18 protein-coding genes are annotated in these 18,108 nt (G+C 62.4%); 10 read left to right on the plus strand and 8 right to left on the minus strand.

The annotated features are described in order from the left end of the window. Positions 1-32: 32 nt before the first annotated feature. Entirely contained in the window at positions 33-1,244 is a 1,212-nt protein-coding gene (locus HHJ17_RS13075) for an MFS transporter (RefSeq protein WP_296497550.1), read from the minus strand. Between the two features lie 529 nt (positions 1,245-1,773). Here HHJ17_RS13075 and HHJ17_RS13080 point away from each other — a divergent pair. The 3 genes from HHJ17_RS13080 to HHJ17_RS13090 are packed head-to-tail and all read left to right on the plus strand — an operon-like array spanning position 1,774 to position 6,632. Beyond that, on the plus strand, positions 1,774-3,336 hold the full coding sequence (locus tag HHJ17_RS13080) for a GGDEF domain-containing protein (protein ID WP_296506080.1): 1,563 nt from the start codon (positions 1,774-1,776) through the stop codon (positions 3,334-3,336). A gap of 22 nt (positions 3,337-3,358) precedes the next feature. Beyond that, positions 3,359-3,937, plus strand: coding sequence for an NnrU family protein (locus tag HHJ17_RS13085; protein WP_296506081.1), 579 nt, complete (start codon positions 3,359-3,361; stop codon positions 3,935-3,937). Between the two features lie 22 nt (positions 3,938-3,959). Then, complete coding sequence (locus tag HHJ17_RS13090; protein WP_296506082.1) at positions 3,960-6,632, plus strand: bifunctional acetate--CoA ligase family protein/GNAT family N-acetyltransferase; 2,673 nt, start codon at positions 3,960-3,962, stop codon at positions 6,630-6,632. On the opposite strand, the gene HHJ17_RS13095 is transcribed toward HHJ17_RS13090, so the two are convergent. After that, positions 6,625-6,837 carry a DUF2788 domain-containing protein gene (locus HHJ17_RS13095; protein WP_296497558.1) on the minus strand — a complete coding sequence of 71 codons (213 nt, stop codon included), beginning with the start codon at positions 6,835-6,837 and terminating at the stop codon, positions 6,625-6,627. The two genes, HHJ17_RS13090 and HHJ17_RS13095, sit on opposite strands and share 8 nt — an antisense overlap. Then, a complete protein-coding gene (locus HHJ17_RS13100; RefSeq protein WP_296497561.1) occupies positions 6,837-7,679 on the minus strand; it encodes a DUF2189 domain-containing protein in 843 nt (280 codons plus the stop codon). Before HHJ17_RS13100 ends, HHJ17_RS13095 begins: the two co-directional genes overlap by 1 nt. A gap of 122 nt (positions 7,680-7,801) precedes the next feature. Here HHJ17_RS13100 and HHJ17_RS13105 point away from each other — a divergent pair, with 122 nt between their 5' ends. Next, complete coding sequence (locus HHJ17_RS13105) at positions 7,802-8,167, plus strand: glutaredoxin domain-containing protein (RefSeq protein ID WP_296497758.1); 366 nt, start codon at positions 7,802-7,804, stop codon at positions 8,165-8,167. A gap of 58 nt (positions 8,168-8,225) precedes the next feature. Here HHJ17_RS13105 and HHJ17_RS13110 read toward each other — a convergent pair whose 3' ends face one another. Further along, complete coding sequence (locus HHJ17_RS13110; protein ID WP_296497563.1) at positions 8,226-8,801, minus strand: Spy/CpxP family protein refolding chaperone; 576 nt, start codon at positions 8,799-8,801, stop codon at positions 8,226-8,228. Positions 8,802-8,990: 189 nt separating this feature from the next. On the opposite strand from HHJ17_RS13110, the gene HHJ17_RS13115 reads away from it, so the two are divergent. From HHJ17_RS13115 to HHJ17_RS13135, 5 genes are all read left to right on the plus strand, one after another. Further along, positions 8,991-9,887, plus strand: coding sequence for a recombination-associated protein RdgC (locus HHJ17_RS13115; RefSeq protein WP_296497566.1), 897 nt, complete (start codon positions 8,991-8,993; stop codon positions 9,885-9,887). A gap of 112 nt (positions 9,888-9,999) precedes the next feature. Further along, positions 10,000-10,620: a TetR/AcrR family transcriptional regulator gene (locus HHJ17_RS13120; RefSeq protein ID WP_296497568.1), complete on the plus strand. Its 621-nt coding sequence runs from the start codon at positions 10,000-10,002 to the stop codon at positions 10,618-10,620. A gap of 94 nt (positions 10,621-10,714) precedes the next feature. Next, on the plus strand, positions 10,715-11,875 hold the full coding sequence (locus tag HHJ17_RS13125; protein WP_296497569.1) for an iron-containing alcohol dehydrogenase: 1,161 nt from the start codon (positions 10,715-10,717) through the stop codon (positions 11,873-11,875). A 47-nt stretch (positions 11,876-11,922) separates the two neighbouring features. Beyond that, complete coding sequence (locus tag HHJ17_RS13130; protein ID WP_296497571.1) at positions 11,923-12,606, plus strand: type 1 glutamine amidotransferase domain-containing protein; 684 nt, start codon at positions 11,923-11,925, stop codon at positions 12,604-12,606. Between the two features lie 83 nt (positions 12,607-12,689). Then, complete coding sequence (locus HHJ17_RS13135; RefSeq protein ID WP_296497573.1) at positions 12,690-13,766, plus strand: AI-2E family transporter; 1,077 nt, start codon at positions 12,690-12,692, stop codon at positions 13,764-13,766. Between the two features lie 37 nt (positions 13,767-13,803). Here the strand turns inward: HHJ17_RS13135 and HHJ17_RS13140 are convergent, their stop codons facing one another. From HHJ17_RS13140 to HHJ17_RS13155, 4 genes are all read right to left on the minus strand, one after another. Further along, positions 13,804-14,001 (minus strand): DUF2892 domain-containing protein, encoded by a 198-nt coding sequence (locus tag HHJ17_RS13140; protein WP_296497576.1) that lies wholly within the window; start codon positions 13,999-14,001, stop codon positions 13,804-13,806. A gap of 85 nt (positions 14,002-14,086) precedes the next feature. Continuing rightward, complete coding sequence (locus tag HHJ17_RS13145) at positions 14,087-14,749, minus strand: Crp/Fnr family transcriptional regulator (protein ID WP_296497577.1); 663 nt, start codon at positions 14,747-14,749, stop codon at positions 14,087-14,089. A 96-nt stretch (positions 14,750-14,845) separates the two neighbouring features. Beyond that, positions 14,846-15,289 carry a Cu(I)-responsive transcriptional regulator gene (gene cueR / locus HHJ17_RS13150; protein WP_296497579.1) on the minus strand — a complete coding sequence of 148 codons (444 nt, stop codon included), beginning with the start codon at positions 15,287-15,289 and terminating at the stop codon, positions 14,846-14,848. Beyond that, positions 15,286-15,483: a heavy-metal-associated domain-containing protein gene (locus HHJ17_RS13155; protein WP_296497581.1), complete on the minus strand. Its 198-nt coding sequence runs from the start codon at positions 15,481-15,483 to the stop codon at positions 15,286-15,288. Before HHJ17_RS13155 ends, cueR begins: the two co-directional genes overlap by 4 nt. Positions 15,484-15,648: 165 nt before the next feature. On the opposite strand from HHJ17_RS13155, the gene HHJ17_RS13160 reads away from it, so the two are divergent. After that, positions 15,649-17,907, plus strand: coding sequence for a heavy metal translocating P-type ATPase (locus tag HHJ17_RS13160; protein WP_296497582.1), 2,259 nt, complete (start codon positions 15,649-15,651; stop codon positions 17,905-17,907). The last annotated feature ends 201 nt before the right edge of the window (positions 17,908-18,108 follow it).

The following is an 18,108-nucleotide window of genomic DNA, read 5'->3' on the forward strand; positions in this document are numbered from 1 at the left end:
GCGGACGCAAGGCGGAAACAGCCAACGCGGCTTTATTCCAGCCGATCCCGCCGGACCAATGCCGGAAAGAGCCGCAGCCATGCCCCCGCCACGACCAGGGTACCGATACCACCCAGCACCACCGAGCCGACCGGGCCCAACAGCGCGGCCGTCGCGCCAGACTCGAATTCGCCCAACTGGTTGGAGGCGCCGATGAAAATGGAGTTCACGGCGGAGACCCGACCGCGCATCTCATCCGGGGTTTCCAATTGCACCAGGGTCATGCGTGTCACCACGCTGATGCTGTCAGCCGCCCCCGTAACCACCAAGGCCAGCAACGACAAGGCAAAGGAGGTGGAAAGTCCAAACACCACGGTGGCCAGACCAAAGATGGCCACCGCCATCAACAGCCGGTGACCCACTTGTCGGCGCAGCGGCCAGCGGATAAGGACAAGGGACATGGCCAGCGCGCCCGCGGCGGGTGCCGCCCGCAGCATCCCTAAACCCGCAGGACCGGTGTGCAAAATGTCACGCGCATAGATGGGCAGTAGAGCCGTCGCACCCCCCAGCAGCACGGCAAACAGGTCCAGGGAAGTGGCACCCAAGAGAACCTTGCGATGCCAGACAAAGGACACCCCGGCCAGCACCGTACCCCACGTCGCCGCCAAGGTGGATGGGCGGTGGTGGTAGCGCACCACCATCGTCAGGGCACCTGACGCCAGCAGCAGCACCGCACAGCTCACATAAACAGTGACCGGCCCCGTCGTATACAACACCCCACCGAGCGCGGGCCCGCAGATGATGGCTGCCTGCATGCCACTGGAACTGAGTGCAATCGCGCGCTGCAGCAAGTTCTGCGGCACCAGCAAGGGGGTCAAGGCCTGTTGCACTGGCATCTGAAAAGCACGTGCCACGCCCAGAACCACCGAAATACCCAAGATCAGCTCCCGTGTGGCAAATCCACCTCGGGTGGCGGCGATCAGCAACATGGCAATGACCGCTTGCGCCAGCATGCAAGCGGCAAAGATACGGCCGCGGTGCCACCGATCCGCCGCATGGCCGGCCGGCAATGTCATTAACAGGGCAGGCAGAAACTGGAACAGGCCGACCAGACCCAGATCCCAGGCGCTGGAGGTGATGTCATACATGTGCCAGGCCACCGCAACCATCAACATCTGGTTGGCGGTGACGCCTGCCAGACGAGCCACCCAAAAACGCATGAATTGGCGCTGCGCAAACAAATGGGAAAAACCGGTTTTGGGCATTGACCGAGCTTAGCAGTGCAGGCGCAAGGACAGGCCTGCAGCGGCTGACGCCGACGTGAGCCGTGCGGCCAACAAGCGGGGAACACCCTAGCCGTCCAGAAATTCCAGCTGAAAAGTTGGCTTTGCTATCTTATCTATTGGTTCTATTAATACATAGTAGTAGTAGATAAGGGTTGCACCTTTCTGTGGGTAACCTTGTTTTCATGATTCATATCAAGGGCTTACATGCGGTCAACCCTTGTGGGCACCCGTGCTTTTGAGGTGTATCCGGAAACTGGATAACATTTCTTTGGGGTGATGCCCTGTGGATAAGTACGACCTTATGCCAGAACTATTCACAGAGTTGTCCTTTCTCATCTTGCGCGTTCATGCGGCTTGCGCCGAGAATCCTTGGTGTTATCCTGAATTTCCTGGTTTGGCCTGTGGGATTGCCACGGCGGGATATCTTTCCGTGTTTATGGTCATATTGACCTCTAGCCTCCGTATAACCTTCGCATATAGCTATTAAATTTATAGCAAAAAAGTAATCATGGATGTCAAGAAACCTTTTGAAATTGCGCGCGAGACGCTCAAACAACTCACCGTGCGCAAGATGGCGCCCACGCCGGCCAATTACCAGATGATTTACAGCGAAGTTGCGGGGGTTGCCACCGAACTGCCGTTTCCCGCCGACCGGCTGCGTGACATTGCGCAGGCCTTGCCCACCAAAACGCCCGGCCAGCAAAAACAGCGCGGCTTGCTGGACTCCGCCATCCGGCAATTGAACTGGGACGGTGTCAAAAACGCCTTGATGGCTTATGGCGGCTTCAGCCCCCCGGCCGACACATCCCCCTTTGCCGGAACGCAAGTGTCAATTGCGCCGCCGGTGGAGACCCTGTCGTCCACGGTCAATGCACCCGCCTTGACGGCGGATTTTTTTGAACAAATTGCGCGGCTGATTGAGTACGCCCTGCCGGCGCTGGGGACGGACGATGAACGCTTTGCCGAGCAAACCCAGTTGTTGCTGACCGCCATGCGCCAGCCGGAGCCCGATGTGCTGGCGGTCAAGCTGATGCTGAGCAACTTTGGCAACCGGCTTTCGTTTGCCGCCGAAGACCAGGCCGAGATCAAGGTCACGCTACTCAAGCTGCTGCACCTGATCATTGAAAACATCGGTGAACTCAGTCTGGACGATCGCTGGCTCACGGGTCAAATCGAGGCCCTGATGACGGCGTCAAGCCCGCCGCTCAGTTTGCGCCGGCTCGATGATGTGGAACGCCGCCTGAAAGACGTGATCTTCAAGCAGACCGAGGCCAAAGGCCGGGCCCTGGAAGCGCAGGAAGAAATGCGGCTGATGCTGTCCACCTTCATTGAACGGCTGTCGCAAATGACCGAATCCACCAGCGCCTACCACGGCAAGATGGAAGAAAACGCGCGCCTGATCGAGCAGGCCAAAACCATGGCCGACATCGCGCCGGTGCTGAAAGAGGTGGTCGGCGCCACCCGAACCATGGCGCACGACAGCCTGACGGCGCGGGACGAGTTGCGCGGCATGCGCGAAAAGGCCCAAACCACCGAAGCCGAGCTGGTCAAACTGCACCAGGAACTGGACCGTGTCAGCGCGCTGGCGCGGCATGACCCCTTGACTGGCGCGCTCAATCGCAAGGGTCTGGACGAAGCGTTGGACCGTGAAATCTCCAATGTCCGGCGTAAAGAGAGCCCACTGTGCATGGCGATGCTGGACATTGATAACTTCAAAACGCTCAACGACACCCTCGGGCACGCCACCGGTGATGCGGCGCTGACGCACTTGGCGACCGTCACCCGCGAAGCGATGCGGCCGCAGGACACGCTGGCCCGCTATGGCGGTGAAGAATTTGTGATTTTGCTGCCCGACACGCCGCTGGACAAAGGGATCGAAGCCATGACGCGCTTGCAACGCGAATTGACCAAACGCTTCTTTTTGGCCGGCACCGAGAAAATTCTGATCACCTTCAGCGCCGGCGTGGCGCAGATGGCGGGCAACGAGTCCGGCCTGGAAACCATCAAACGGGCCGATCAGGCCATGTATTTGGCCAAGCGTTCGGGTAAAAACCGCGTGCTGGGTTCATGATTTCAACCGATTAGAAGTTCCTATGACATATTTGATTTTGGGTTTGATTATTTTTCTGGGCGCGCATTCGGTGCGAATCGTGAACGAGGACTGGCGCACCCGAACCCGGGCGCGGCTGGGGCCGTTGCCCTGGAAGGCGCTGTATTCGCTGGTGTCGGTGATCGGCTTGGGCTTGGTGGTGTGGGGCTTTGGTCTGGCACGACAGCAGCCGGTGCAGTTGTGGAGCCCGCCCACCGGCATGCGCCACCTGGCGGCGCTGCTGACCCTGATTGCTTTTGTGTTGCTGGCGGCGGCCTACGTGCCGGGCAATGGCATCAAGGCGCGTCTGCACCACCCCATGGTGCTGGGCGTCAAGGTCTGGGCGTTGGCGCATTTGCTGTCCAACGGCAACCTGGGTCATGTGGTGTTGTTTGGCTCGTTCCTGGTCTGGGCAATTTTGGATTTCAGTACCGCCCGCCGGCGTGATCGGGCCACCGGCGCACGCTACCCGCGCGGCACCGCAGGCGCCACCGGCATCACGGTGGCGCTTGGCGTCGGCACCTGGATTGCCTTTGCGCTGTGGTTGCACGGGTTATTGATCGGTGTGCGTCCGTTCGGCTGAACCATACATAAGGGGTTGATCAATGAGCATTCGCAATCTTGATTCTTTGTTTGACCCGGCCTCCATCGCCGTTTTTGGGGCCTCGTTGCGGGCCGGCAGCGTCGGATCCACGGTCTGGCGCAATCTCACCAGCGGCAACTACAAAGGCGCGTTGTACGCGGTCAACCCCAAACACCGTGAACTGGCCGGACATCCGGTGGTCGCCCATGCCGCCGATTTACCGGCCATTCCCGCGCTGGCGGTGATTTGTACGCCACCGGCCAGCGTGGCCAAGTTGATTGAAGAATTAGGGCGGCTGGGGACGCGCGCTGCCGTGGTGATGACCGCCGGCATGACGGGCGAGCAGAAGCAGACCATGCTGGAAGCGGCGCAGCGCCACTTGCTGCGCATCCTGGGGCCCAACTGTATTGGCCTGCTGGCGCCGCACAAGGGCCTGAATGCCAGTTTCTCCCACATTGACGCGCTGCCGGGTGAGTTGGCTTTTGTCTCGCAGTCCGGTGCCCTGGTGACCGCCATGCTGGATTGGGCGCAGGGACGGGGCATCGGCTTTTCATATTTTGTGTCGCTGGGCGAACACACCGATGTCGATTTTGGCGACATGCTGGACTACCTGGCCAGCGACCCGAAGACGCGGGCCATTTTGTTGTATGCCGAATCGATCGAGTCGCCACGCAAATTCATGTCAGCGGCCCGAGCGGCGGCGCGCAACAAACCGGTGATTGTGGTGAAGGCCGGGCGTTCGCCGCAGGGTCAGCTGGCGGCCGCCTCGCACACCGGTGCGCTGGCCGGTTCGGACATGGTGTTTGATGCCGCGATTGACCGTGCCGGCATGCTGCGGGTCAATACCTTGCAGGAGCTGTTTCTGGCCGCAGAAACCCTGTCGCGCTTTCGGACCAATGTCAGCAATTCCCTCACCATCTTGACCAATGGCGGCGGCGCCGGCGTCATGGCGGCAGACGCCGCCGCCTACATGGGCGTGCAACTGTCGGAACTGAGCGAGGCCACGCGCAAGCAACTGGATGCCGTGCTGCCGCCCAACTGGTCGCATGGCAACCCGGTGGACATCATTGGCGATGCGCCGGTGACGCGTTACGAGCAGGCGCTCAAAGTGCTCAATGCCGACCCGGCGAGCGGGGCGGTGCTGTTTATCCACGCCCCTACCGCCATCGTGCCCAGCGCCGACATTGCGCGGGCCTTGGTGCCGCTGGTCCCCCATGATGCGTTTGCGCCAGCGCGCCTGATGAGCTGCTGGCTGGGTGACAAAGCGGTGCAGGAGGCGCGCCAGGTGTTTCAGGACGCCGGCATCGCCAACTATGACACGCCGGAGCAGGCGGTGCGCGCGTTTTCCATGCTGCAGCGTTACCGGCACAACCAGGCCGAGCTGACGGAGGCGCCGCCGGCCTTGCTGCCGGATATGCGCCCGGACACGGCGGCGATCAAGGCCATCGTGCAAGCGGCGCTGGCCAGTGGCCGCGAGATGCTGACCGAACCGGAAGCCAAAGCCGTGCTGGATGCCTGCCGCATTCCGGTGGTGCCGACGCAACGCGTCGACGCCACGCCCGAGGCAGCCGTCAGCGCCGCGCTGACCATTGGTTTCCCGGTGGTGCTGAAGATTTTGTCCGACGATATTTCGCACAAATCAGATGTCGGCGGTGTCGCCCTCAACCTGCAGGACGCGCAGGAGGTGCGCGATGCCGTGCAAAGCATGCTGGTGCGCGTGCAGCGCCAGCACCCCAAAGCGCGCCTGCAGGGCTTTACCGTGCAGGCCATGGTGCGGCGCGCGCATGCGCAGGAACTGATTGTCGGCAGCACGATCGACAGCGTGTTTGGCCCGGTCATCCTGTTTGGTCAGGGCGGCACGGCGGTCGAGGTCATGGCGGACCGGGCGGTGGCCTTACCGCCGCTGAATGTGCCGCTGGCCAAAGCGCTGGTGTCGCGCACGCGGGTGGCCCGCCTGCTGGCCGGCTGGCGCGACACGCCTGCGGTGGACGAGGCGGCGCTGCACGGGGTGCTGGTGGCGGTGTCACAGCTGCTGGCGGAGATTCCCGAGATTGCCGAACTGGACATCAACCCCCTGATCGTCAACTTTGAAGGCGCCATGGCGCTCGATGCGCGCATCCGGTTGAGTGCGACAGCGCCCGCCGGCGCGACTAATTTTGCCATCTGTCCGTACCCCCTCCAGCTGGAGGAAACCGTGCAGTGGCAGGGGCGTACGCTGTGTCTGCGGCCGATTCGACCAGAAGACGAGGCGCTGCACATGGAGTTTTTGCAGCATCTTGACCCGGAAGACGTCCGGATGCGGGTGTTCTACAGCAAGCGTGCCATTGAGCGCAGCGAGCTGGCACGGCTGGTGCAGATTGATTACGCCCGCGAAATGGCTTTTGTGGCGCTGGCCCCCGGACCGGATGGCCAGCCGCAGACGCTGGGCGTGGTGCGCGCCATGGCCGACCCGGACAACATCGAGGCGGAGTTTGGCGTGATCGTGCGCTCCGAGCTGAAAGGCAGCGGCCTGGGGCTCTTGCTGATGCAGAAACTGATTGCCTACCTGCGCAGCCAAGGGACGCAGCGGCTGGTGGCCACCGTGCTGGATTACAACGAGCGAATGCTCAAACTGGCCAAAGAACTTGGCTTTAAAGAAGTCGCTGAGAATGAAGCGGGCGAATGCACCAAATGCATCGCGTTGCCCCTTACTTGATGCCGATGGCCCACTGAATCAGGTACTTGGCCACAAAGCCGGTCATGCCGAAAGCCAGACCCAGAAAGATGACAAAAGTGCCGAATTTACCGGCCTTGGATTCCCAGGCCAGCTGGCCGATGATGAACAGCATGTAGAGCATGAAGCCGCCGACGCCGAAGGTGAGGCCGAAGGCGGCAATTTGTTCTTCCGAATAACCAAACATCAGCGCGACTCCCGTTCCGGCAGGCTTGAAACATCGACCAGGTCGCGATAGGCATGCCAACTGGCATGGCCCAGCATCGGAATCACCGCAATCAGGCCCAGCAGGGCAGAACCCAGACCGAGCAAGGTAAAGCCCATGATGAGGGCAGCCCAGAAGGCCATCGGCAAGGGATTCGCCAGAACCGCTTGCCAACTGGTCAGAACCGCCTGCCACAAAGTGACCCGACGGTCCAGCAGCATCGGCATGGCAATCGCGGTCGAGGCAAAAATAGGCGCCGCCATCACGCCACCCAAGGCCAGCCAAAGTTCAAACAGGTGACTGTCTTCGGCCAGCATCACATGCCGGATGAAGTCGAGCGGCGTGGTGATCGGCACGGGGGCCAGCAGGGTGATCAGTGCCGCCGAGGTCAGCACCCAGCCGGTGGCGGCCAGTGCCAGCAACGCGCCGAATTGCACCAGACACCAGTAATCATTGCCCCATTTGTTGAAATGGCTGTGTTGCCAGTTCAACCAGGTTTTCAGCACCACGCTGGCATCGGCTTTTTCACCACGCTCGAGGGCGCGGCTCAGCGCATACAGGCTGGTCGCCAGCACCGGGGCGATCACCAGAAAACCGGAGAGCACCCCGGCCAGGAGCCAAAAACGGTCGCGCGCGAGGCCCAGGATGGCCATCCCGACCAGGGTCAGCACCAGGCCGTGGGCAAAACTGATCCAGCCACAGCGTGCCATGTCGCGCCAGGCATGGACCAGCCAGTGCATTGGCTGGAACAGCGGGATGGTGCGTACGCCAGGAAGTGCGCGGGCAGGCGGCGTGGCCGGAATCTGGGGCGGTGGTGTGTGCATGAGTAGGGCTATTTTAGGCTTGCGTTGGAGGGGACCGGCTTGGCGGCCAGCGCACACGCTGACCCGAATCACGGGCCATGCAGCACCGCATAATGCCTGATTTGCTGCCCGAGGAAATTGCCATGCCCCGTCCGATCCTTGCTGAATCCAATATTCACCCCGCCATTCGGGACAAGATTGCCAGCCACGAACAAGGCCTTGTTCAAGAAGTGCAGGCGGCGGTGGCAAAGCACGACGTGGTGGTGGTCGGCATGGGCCTGAACCCGTTCCCGAAACAGGCGCGCAAAGCGCTGGATGCCGCCGGGGTGGCGTACCAGTACCTGGAATACGGCAATTACTTCAACAACTGGCGCAAGCGCAACGCACTCAAACTGTGGACCGGCTGGCCGAGCTTTCCGATGGTGTTTGTCAAAGGCACGCTGGTCGGCGGTGCCAGCGATCTGGTCAAGCTGATGGACAGTGGTGAACTTAAGAAAATGCTGGCCTGAACGCAACAAGGCCGGGCTTCGCTGTTGGCGAAGCCCGGCCCCGGTGAGTTGCCGCTAGTTACTTGCTGGCGGGACTAGCGGGTTGTGCGGCAGGTTGGACCGGCCCTTTGCCGTCCCGCATGCCGCCTTTGCGGCCATCGCGACCCTGGCGGGGCATGGCGTTGGCATCAAATACTTTTTGCTGCTCGGGCGTCAGCGTGGCGTAGAAGGCTTTGGTGGCTTCCCCATGCTTTTCCATCACGACATTCATGTCGGTCATGCGCTGGGTGTGCAGGGCCTTCATTTTGTCGATGCGTTCGGGTGTGGTCAGCTTTTCCATCTCGGCGCGGTCAGGGCGGGTTCCCATCATGCCAACCGGTGGTTTCATCGCTGCCGTGTAGGTGGTCCATGCGCCTTCCTGGGCCGCGGTCAGCTTGAGCTTTGCTTTCAGGTCCGTGTTGCGTTTGTCCATCCAGGCCTGCATCTTGGCGGGGTCCATTTTGCCCATGCGGTCATGGTGCATACCTTGGTGCATGCCGCCGCCTGCGCCCATCATGCCGTCGCAGTCGCCGCGCATCGGGGATTGTGAAAAAGCGGCAAAACCGGCCGTTGCCAGCAGGGCGGCGATCAAAACGGGTTTAAAAACTGATTTCATGTGAGCTTCCTTTTTGGTTCGGTCTGACACGCAGAACTTGGCATCAGGTTGGAGACTAGTTTGCACCCGCTTTGTATCGCTTGCGTGACGCGTGATGAAGGGTTTGTAAAGTTCCGTTACAAATAGCGCGGGAATTTGATGGGATGATTGGCGGTTCAGAAATTGAATCAATCGTCAAAAAGGGTGCCAGTGTTCAAGAACGTGATCATGTATCGAATCGGGCCAGACTGGTCCGCGTCAGTGGCGCAGATGGAGGAAAGCCTCGACAGCGCGCGCTTTGTGGAATGTGGCGCCAGCCAGGAAAAATCCATTGGCTGGATCGAGCCGCGTGGCGAGGCCAACGGCCCGCTGGTGGAATCGGTCGGCGGGCAGCTGATCCTGAAGCTGATGATTGAGAGCAAGGCGCTGCCGGGCTCTGTCATCACCAAAAAGGCCAAAGAACGGGTGGCACATATCGAGGCCACCACCGGGCGTAAACCCGGCAAAAAAGAAACCCGCGAAATCAAGGACGACATCAAGCTGGAATTGATGCCGCTGGCCTTCAGCAAGGAGTCGTCAACTTTGGTCTGGATCGACCCCGCCGCGCAGCTGCTGGTGATCGATGCCGGCAGCCAGGGCCGCGCCGATGAGGTGGTCACGATGCTGGTGAAGGCACTGGCCGGCCTCGCGGTCACGTTGATCGACACCAAGGTCTCGCCCACGGCAGCCATGTCCGAGTGGCTGATCTCGCAGGAACCGCCCGCCGGCTTCACGGTGGACCGGGAGTGCGAGCTGAAAGCGGCCGATGAATCCAAGGCGGTGGTGCGCTATACCCGCCACCCGCTGGACACGGATGAAGTTCGCCAATATGTCGAGCAGGGCAAGCTGCCCACCAAGCTGGCGCTGACCTGGGACAGTCGGGTCTCGTTTGTGCTGACCGAAGGCCTGCAGCTCAAGAAGCTGGCATTTCTGGAGGTGGTGTTTGAAGGCAGCTCGGCCGGCAAAGACGACGGCTTTGACGCCGACGCCGCCATTGCCACCGGCGAGCTGCGCAAACTGCTGCCCGATTTGTTGGAAGCGCTGGGTGGTGAGGTGTCGCTGGCTTGACGACGACGCCAGTGACGTGTCGCTGGCCCTGACGACGTAAAGCCCAGAAACCCTTTGGGGCTTTACGCCACGACTTAGTAGACGACTGGTCTACTTTTGGTATGATTGCGTCATGGTTATCGATCAATCCCCCGCCAAAAAACACATTCTTGATTGCGGCGAGCGCCTGATCGCGAACAAAGGCTTCGTCGGGGTCGGGCTGGCAGAAATCCTGGCGGCAGCTGGTGTGCCCAAGGGCTCGTTTTATCACTACTTCAGCTCGAAGGAACGCTTTGGCGAGGCCTTGCTGGTGCGCTATCTGGACCAGTACCTGCAGCAGCTGGACACCTTGCTCACAGCGGACGGCACCACCGCCCGCGCCCGCTTGATGCGCTACTGGTCGCACTGGAACGTCAGCCAGTGCGGCATCACCGCCGATGGTTGTGGCGCGTCCGGCGGCGGCGTCAAATGCCTGATCGTCAAGCTCAGCGCCGAAGTGGCCGACATTTCAGAAACCATGCGCCTGACCCTGCGCGATGGCACCGACCGGGTGGTGCAGCGCATTGCCCAGTGCCTGGAAGAGGCGCGCGCGGAAGGCTCCGTCCCGTCCACGCTGGTGGCCGACACCACCGCCATGACTTTGTACGAACTCTGGCTCGGGGCCAGTCTGCTGGCCAAGTTGCGGCGCGATAGCAGCCCGTTTGAACACGCCACGCGCAGCACCGAATGGCTGCTCGGTCCGCAAACCACTTAAGGGACGCCTTGTTGCTCGCCTTTTCTTTCACTTACTAGCCGACCGGTCTACTTTGACTGATCCTTCATTTCAACCTTCACTCACCAGGACCACCATGCAAAACTTTGATTTTCACAACCCGACGCACATAGTTTTCGGCAAAGACCGCATCGCTGATCTTGCCAACCTGGTGCCGGCGGCGGCCAAGGTGCTGATTTTGGTCGGCGGCGCCAGTGCGGAAAAAACCGGCACGCTGGCCGAAGTGCGGCAAGCTTTGGGCGCACGCCAGCACAGCACCTTCAGCGGCATCGAACCCAACCCGGGTTTTGACACCGCCATGAAAGCGGTGCAGCTGGTGCGGGAGGGCGGCTTTGACTTCTTGCTCGCGGTCGGTGGTGGCTCGGTGATTGATGCCGCCAAATTCATCGCCGCCGCGGCGCTGTTTGAAGGCGACGCCTGGGACATCCTGCTGCAGGGCGGCCGCAATATCAGCCAGGCCCTGCCGTTTGGCACGGTGTTGACCTTGCCCGCCACCGGCTCGGAGATGAACAACGGCTCGGTGATCACACGGCGCGACATCGGTGCCAAGCTGCCATTCCGCAGTCGCCACCTGTACCCACTTTTTTCAGTGCTGGACCCGACCAAAACCTACACCCTGCCGCTGCCGCAAATCTCCAACGGTGTGGTCGATGCCTTTGTCCACACGGTGGAGCAATACCTGACCTATCCGGCGAACGCACCGGTGCAAGATCGGTTTGCCGAAAGCCTGCTGCAAACGCTGGTTGAGATCGGGCCACGCCTGTTGACGGCCACGGCGCCGGACTATGACGACCGCGCCAGCCTGATGTGGACTGCGACTCTGGCGCTGAACGGCCTGATCGGCGCCGGCGTGCCGCAGGACTGGGCCACCCACATGATTGGCCACGAGCTGACGGCGCTGCACAACATCGACCACGCCCGCACGCTGGCCATCGTGTTGCCGGCCCTGCTGCAGGAGCGTCGCGCTCAAAAGCACGCCAAGCTGCTGCAGTATGGCGAACGGGTTTGGGGCATCCGCAGCGGCAGCGAGGACGAGCGCGTCACAGCGGCCATTGAACACACGCGTGACTTCTTTGAGCGCATGGGCATTCCGACCCGCCTCAGTGCCTATGGCCTTGGCGCCGAGGCCATTGACGTGGTGGTTCACCAGCTGGAAGATCACGGCATGACCCAACTCGGTGAACACAGTGACATAACCCCCGCGATCAGCCGCCGGATTCTGGAAGGCGCGCTTTGAACCGCGCCCCCGTTGAAAAAATCTCACCTAACCCAGAAGGAAACAACATGAAAATATTGATGGTTCTGACCTCCCACGACCAGCTCGGCACGACCGGTGCCAAAACCGGTTTCTGGCTGGAGGAATTCGCTGCGCCTTACTATGTGTTCAAGGACGCCGGCGCCCAAATCACCCTGGCCAGCCCGCTCGGTGGCCAGCCGCCGCTGGACCCCAAGAGTGACGACCCGGCTTCGCAGACCGAGGCGACGCACCGCTTCAAGGCCGACCCGGCCGCGCAGGCCCTGCTGGCCAGCACACACCCGCTGAGCGAAATGGCTGCGGCTGATTTCGATGCGGTGTTTTACCCCGGCGGCCATGGCCCGCTGTGGGATCTGGCGGAAGACGCCGCCTCTATCGCATTGATCGAAACCATGCTGGCCGCTGGCAAGCCGGTCGCCGCCGTCTGCCATGCACCTGCCGTGCTGCGCCATCCCACGTCGCCCGACGGCTTGTCCGTGGTGCAGGGCAAGTCGGTGACCGGCTTCACCAACAGCGAGGAGCAGGCGGTCGGGCTGACGCAGATCGTTCCCTTTCTGGTGGAAGACATGCTGAAAAGCAATGGCGGCACGTATTCCAAGGGCCCCGACTGGCAACCCTATGTCGTCATCGATGGCCTGTTGATTACCGGGCAAAACCCGGCTTCCTCCGAGCCCGCCGCCAAGGCCTTGCTGGTGCAGCTCAAACCACACTAGCCTGTAGCCCGGTTCCGCCGCGGCCGCCGTCGTGACGCTGCTACGATGGCTGGCCCGATCCCGGCATGCCCCCGAGAAAACTGATGAACTCTTCGAATGAAACCGCGTCAGCCTACCTGGAGAACCGGGCGCTGATGCTGCTCCTGCTGGTGGTCACCCTCGGCCTCGGCTGGATTCTGGTGCCGTTTTACGGCGCCATCATGTGGGGCGCGATCATCGCGCTGCTGTTCGCCCCCTTGTACCGCCGGCTGCTGCCGCCACTGAAACAGCGGCGCACCCTGGCGGCGCTGCTGACGATGCTGGCCGTGCTGCTGATCGTCATTCTTCCCTTTGCGCTGATCACCGCCGCGCTGGCGCGTGAAGCGGCCCATTTGTACGAGCGGCTGCAGTCGGGTGAGCTGAATCCGGCACTGTATTTTCACGAGTTGTTCGACGCCCTGCCGGCCTGGATCATCGCTTTGCTCGATCGTTTCGGGTTGGCCAACTTTGCCACGCTGCAGCGTCGCTTGGTGGCTGCCCTGCAGCAGGGCAGCCAGTTCATTGCCACGCAGGCGCTCAGCATTGGCCAAAACACCTTTGAATTCGTGGCCAGCCTGTTCATCACCTTGTACCTCGCGTTCTTTTTGATTCGCGATGGCGACGGTGTGGCCCGCGCGCTGCGGCGGGCGCTCCCGCTGGAACCCCGGCACAAGCGGGAATTAATCAGCAAGTTCACCACCGTGATTCGGGCAACCGTCAAAGGCAATCTGCTGGTGGCGGCGGTGCAGGGGGGCTTGGGCGGCCTGGCCTTCTGGTTTTTGGGGGTGAACGGGGCCTTTTTATGGGCCGTTTTGATGACCTTCCTGTCGCTGCTGCCAGCGGTCGGCGCCGGGCTGGTCTGGCTACCGGTCGCGCTTTTCTTCTTCCTGACGGGTGCCATCTGGCAAGGCATTGCGCTGATCGCCTGGGGCGTGCTGGTGATCGGGCTGATCGACAACGTGTTGCGCCCGATTCTGGTGGGCAAGGACACGCGCATGCCCGACTATGTGGTGATGATCACCACACTCGGTGGCATGTCGGTGTTCGGTATCAATGGTTTTGTGGTCGGGCCCACCATCGCGGCGATGTTCATCGCGGTCTGGCATATTTATGTGACGACGCAGGCCGACGCCACGCCTTAAGCTCGCCGGCGGGCTCACTGCAGGCCCGCCCCCCGCATCAGGGTTTGCTTTTCATCGGGCAGGTATTCATGCCCAGCAGGGTGTACACCGGGCACCAGCCGATCAGGCCGGTGGCCAGCGGCACGATGCCGAGCCAGCCCCACCAGCCAATGGTGCCCATGGCCATCAGGCCCAGCAAGACCAAACCAGCAAGGATGCGCACCATGCGGTCAATACCACCTTCGTTATTTTTCATTCTGAGCTCCTGAGAGAGTTGTTAATGGCCGGATTAAGCGCTCTTTTTCCCTTTCCGTCTGTGACAGAAGTCACGCAGCCCAGGTTCAGGCGTTGAGCGAGGCGGCCAACTCGCGCAGCGCCGCGCCATTGACGATCTGAATCTGCTCGCGGCCCAGCGCCACCCAGCCTTCGCGTTCAAAGCGGCGCAGCAGCCGGGTGACGATTTCGCGCACCGTGCCCAGTTCGTTGGCCAGCGCCTGATGCGTGATCGCCAGTTGCTGGCCATGCCCCAGCAGCGCCGCCGCCAGCCGCCGATCGAGTTTGTGAAACGCCACCGCATCAATCAGGCTGGTCAGATCGGCCATGCGCTCGGCAAACAGGCCCAGCACCTCGTTGCGAAAAGCCATGGTGTCCAGCCAGCGCCGGAAGATGTCGGCCGGGATCAGGATCAGGGTGCTGGCTTTGGTGGTGATGCCGTGGGCCGACAGCGGCTGGGTCCGAAACAGGCAGGCCGATGACACCAGACACAACTCGCCCGGCACCACCCGGTACAACTCCAGCGAGCGGCCGTCGCCCGAACTGCGCGACACCTTGATTTCGCCCGCCAGCACCAGCGGAAAACCCTGGCAGGGCGTGTTTTCACTGAACAGCACCGTGCCGGCCGGCACCTGCATCGGCGCCAACCTCGGGTACAACTCGGCCAAGGACGGTTGCACCTGCGCCAGCGCGGGATACAGTTCGGCCGGCAGCGCGGCAAGCGCCGTCATGGCGCGGTCAGCCGCATGGCAGCAAGAGAATCGATTAAGTTCATGGTAAATAGGGCGCTAGCCGCCGTGCGGTCTTCGCAAACAGCTATTAAAACACTAGCAACAATGGCCTGCCAGATCGTCCAGTATCGGGCAATCGGGCCGCTCGTCGCCCTGGCAGTGGTCCAGCAAGGCGCTCAAGGTGCGCTGCATGGCCTGCATCGCTTCAATCCGGTGCGCCAGTTCCGTCACATGCTTCTGGGCGATGCGCTTGACGCTGGCGCTGGCGCGCTGCCGGTTGTGCCACAGCCCCACCAGTTCGGCAATCTCGGCCATCGAAAACCCCAGCTCGCGCCCGCGTTTGATGAACTGCAGGGTGCGCACATCAGCCTCGGTGTACTGGCGGTAACCGCTGTCGGTGCGGGCCACCGGCGCGAGCAGGCCCAGTGACTCGTAGTGCCGCACCATCTTGGCCGACACATTGGACAGAAGCGCCGCCACACCAATGGCGACCGGCCAGACCCGGATCGCCTCAATCGACGCCGTGGCGGACGGGTTCATGCGGCGACGGCGTAGCCTTCTTCGGCAATGGCCTGGGCCAACAACGCACGCGGTTGCTCCGACTGCACTTCCACCAAGTTGGCGGCGCGGTCAATGCGGATCTCGGCTTGCGGGTCGGCTTGTTTCACGGCGCGGGTGACCGCTTTTTCACAGTGGCCGCAGGTCATGCCGGTGACGGTAAAGGTTTGCTTCATGGAAAACTCCAGTAGGAATGGGACATAGATCAAGTGAGACGAAGCATAGCTTGAACCTTCCCACGGTGGCAAGGTCAAGCCCAGCGGGGAATGACCCATTGCGAGCAGGGATTTCAATGCGTCCCGGCTTGACCTTGCCATCATGGGAAGGAATAGGATGCCCCCATGACTACTGACACACACCCTTCTTCCGCCGCCGTTCCGCTGGACATCGGCATTGGCGGCATGACCTGCGCCTCCTGTGTGGCGCGGGTTGAAAAAGCCCTGAAAAAAGTGCCCGGCGTGCAGGACGCCACCGTCAACCTGGCGACTGAATCGGCGCGCATTCTGGTGGCACCGGGCGGGCCGCTGGAAGCTCAGCTGCGCCGCGCCGTGCGCGATGCCGGCTACGAACCACGCGCTGCCGACGCCGCCGTGTTGGCCGAAGACGCCTCGCCGTGGGCCGGCTTTGCACCGGTGGCGATGGGCCTGGCCTTGTCGACGCCGCTGGTGCTGCCCATGCTGGGCGACCTGTTGGGCTTGCACTGGATGCTGCCGCCACTGTGGCAGTTTTTGTTGGCGACACCGGTGCAGTTCATTCTGGGCGCGCACTTTTACAAGGCCGGCTGGTACGCGCTCAAGGCCGGCACCGGCAACATGGATCTGCTGGTGTCGATTGGCACCACCGCCGGCTGGGCCTTGTCGATGTGGTTGTGGCTGACGGCGGAACCCGGTGCCATGGTGCATTTGTACTTTGAAGGCTCGGCGCTGGTCATCACACTGGTGATGCTGGGCAAGTGGCTGGAAGTGCGCGCCAAGCGCCAGACCACCTCCGCCATCCGCGCCCTGCACGCCTTGCGCCCGGACGTGGCGCACCTGATCGGGCTCGATGGTGAAATCGATGTGCCGGTGGCCGAGGTGCTGGTCGGTGACCGGCTGGTGGTCAAACCCGGCGAGCGCTTTCCGGTAGACGGCGTGCTGCTGGAAGGGCAGACGCAAGTGGACGAATCGATGCTGACCGGCGAGCCACTGCCGGTGGAAAAACACGCGAGCCAAGCGGCCGGCACCGACCCGGCGGCGCTGCTCACCGGCGGCTCCATCAACGGCGACGGCCGCGTCGTGATGCAGGTGCGCGCGGTTGGTATTGATACCGTGTTGTCGCGCATCATCCGGCTGGTGGAAGACGCGCAGGCCGCCAAGGCGCCGATCCAGCGCATGGTGGACCAGGTCAGCGCGGTGTTTGTGCCGGTGGTGCTGGTGATTGCGCTGATCACGCTGCTGAGCTGGTGGCTGACCGGCCACCCGTTCGAGCAGGCGCTGATTTACGCCGTGGCGGTGCTGGTGATCGCCTGTCCCTGCGCGCTGGGGCTGGCGACCCCGGTTGCCATCATGGCCGGCACCGGCGTGGCGGCGCAGCACGGCATTTTGATCAAAGACGCGCAGGCACTGGAGCTGGCGCACAAAGTCGACATCGTCGCCTTTGACAAGACCGGCACCCTGACCGTCGGCCGGCCCAAATTGACCGCGCTGCAGGTGCTGAAAGACGCCGCGCAGGATGCCATGGAGGCCGATGCCGTGCTGAAGATCGCGGCCAGCCTGCAAAGCGGCAGCGAGCATCCGCTGGCGCGCGCCGTCGTCATGGCCGCGCGCGACAAGGGCTTGGCGATCGACGCCCCCGACAACGTGCGCGCCGTGCCGGGACGTGGCACCGAGGGCGAGGTCGGCGTGCGCAGTTTTCTGATTGGCAGCCTGCGCTGGATGGAGGAACTGCACATCGACATCAGCACCCTGGCGGCCGACGCGACGGCGCTGCAAGCGCAGGGCGCCACCGTGTCAGCGATGGCCGAGCGCACCACCCAGGGCCTGACCCTGCGCGCGCTGCTGGCCTTTGGTGACGAACCCAAGCCCGGCGCCAAGGAAGCGCTGGCGGCGCTGCGGGCCCGTGGCATCAAAACCATCATGATTTCCGGCGACAACCGCGGCGCCGCCGAGGCCATGGCGCGCCGCTTGGGCCTGCGCCCGGAAGCGGGCGAAGTGATGGCCGAGGTGCTGCCCGGCGACAAAGCCGCCAAGGTGATGGCGCTGAAAGAGGGCGGCCACACGGTGGCGATGGTCGGTGACGGCGTCAACGACGCACCGGCGCTGGCCGCTGCCGATGTCGGCCTGGCGATGGGCAACGGCACCGACGTCGCCATGCACGCCGCCGGCATCACCCTGATGCGCGGCGACCCGTTGCTGGTGGCGGCGGCGCTGGACATCTCGGACCGCACCGTGGCCAAAATCCGGCAAAACCTGTTCTGGGCTTTTGCCTACAACGTGGCCGGCATTCCGCTGGCGGCGCTGGGCTTTTTGAACCCGGTGGTGGCCGGGGCGGCGATGGCGATGAGCTCGGTTAGCGTGATGAGCAATGCGTTGCTGCTGAAGCGCTGGAAGCCGGGGAAATAATAAGGGTAAATCGGTCTCTAGCCCCCGTTTTATATGCGTAAGTAGCTATTAAATTAATAGTACTAGGCTACGCACTGCGAAAACTTGAACTGCGGCGGTCCAAGCCGTTTTCAAACCTGCCGGGCGACTGTTGTCGTGCTTAACATGGCGCCCTGTTCCCAGAGGTCACGGCCGGGACAGTTCGGTCGACCTGCCAGCCCG

The organism is Rhodoferax sp., from assembly GCF_012927445.1.
In the GTDB taxonomy this organism is placed as follows: Bacteria; Pseudomonadota; Gammaproteobacteria; order Burkholderiales; family Burkholderiaceae_C; genus Rhodoferax.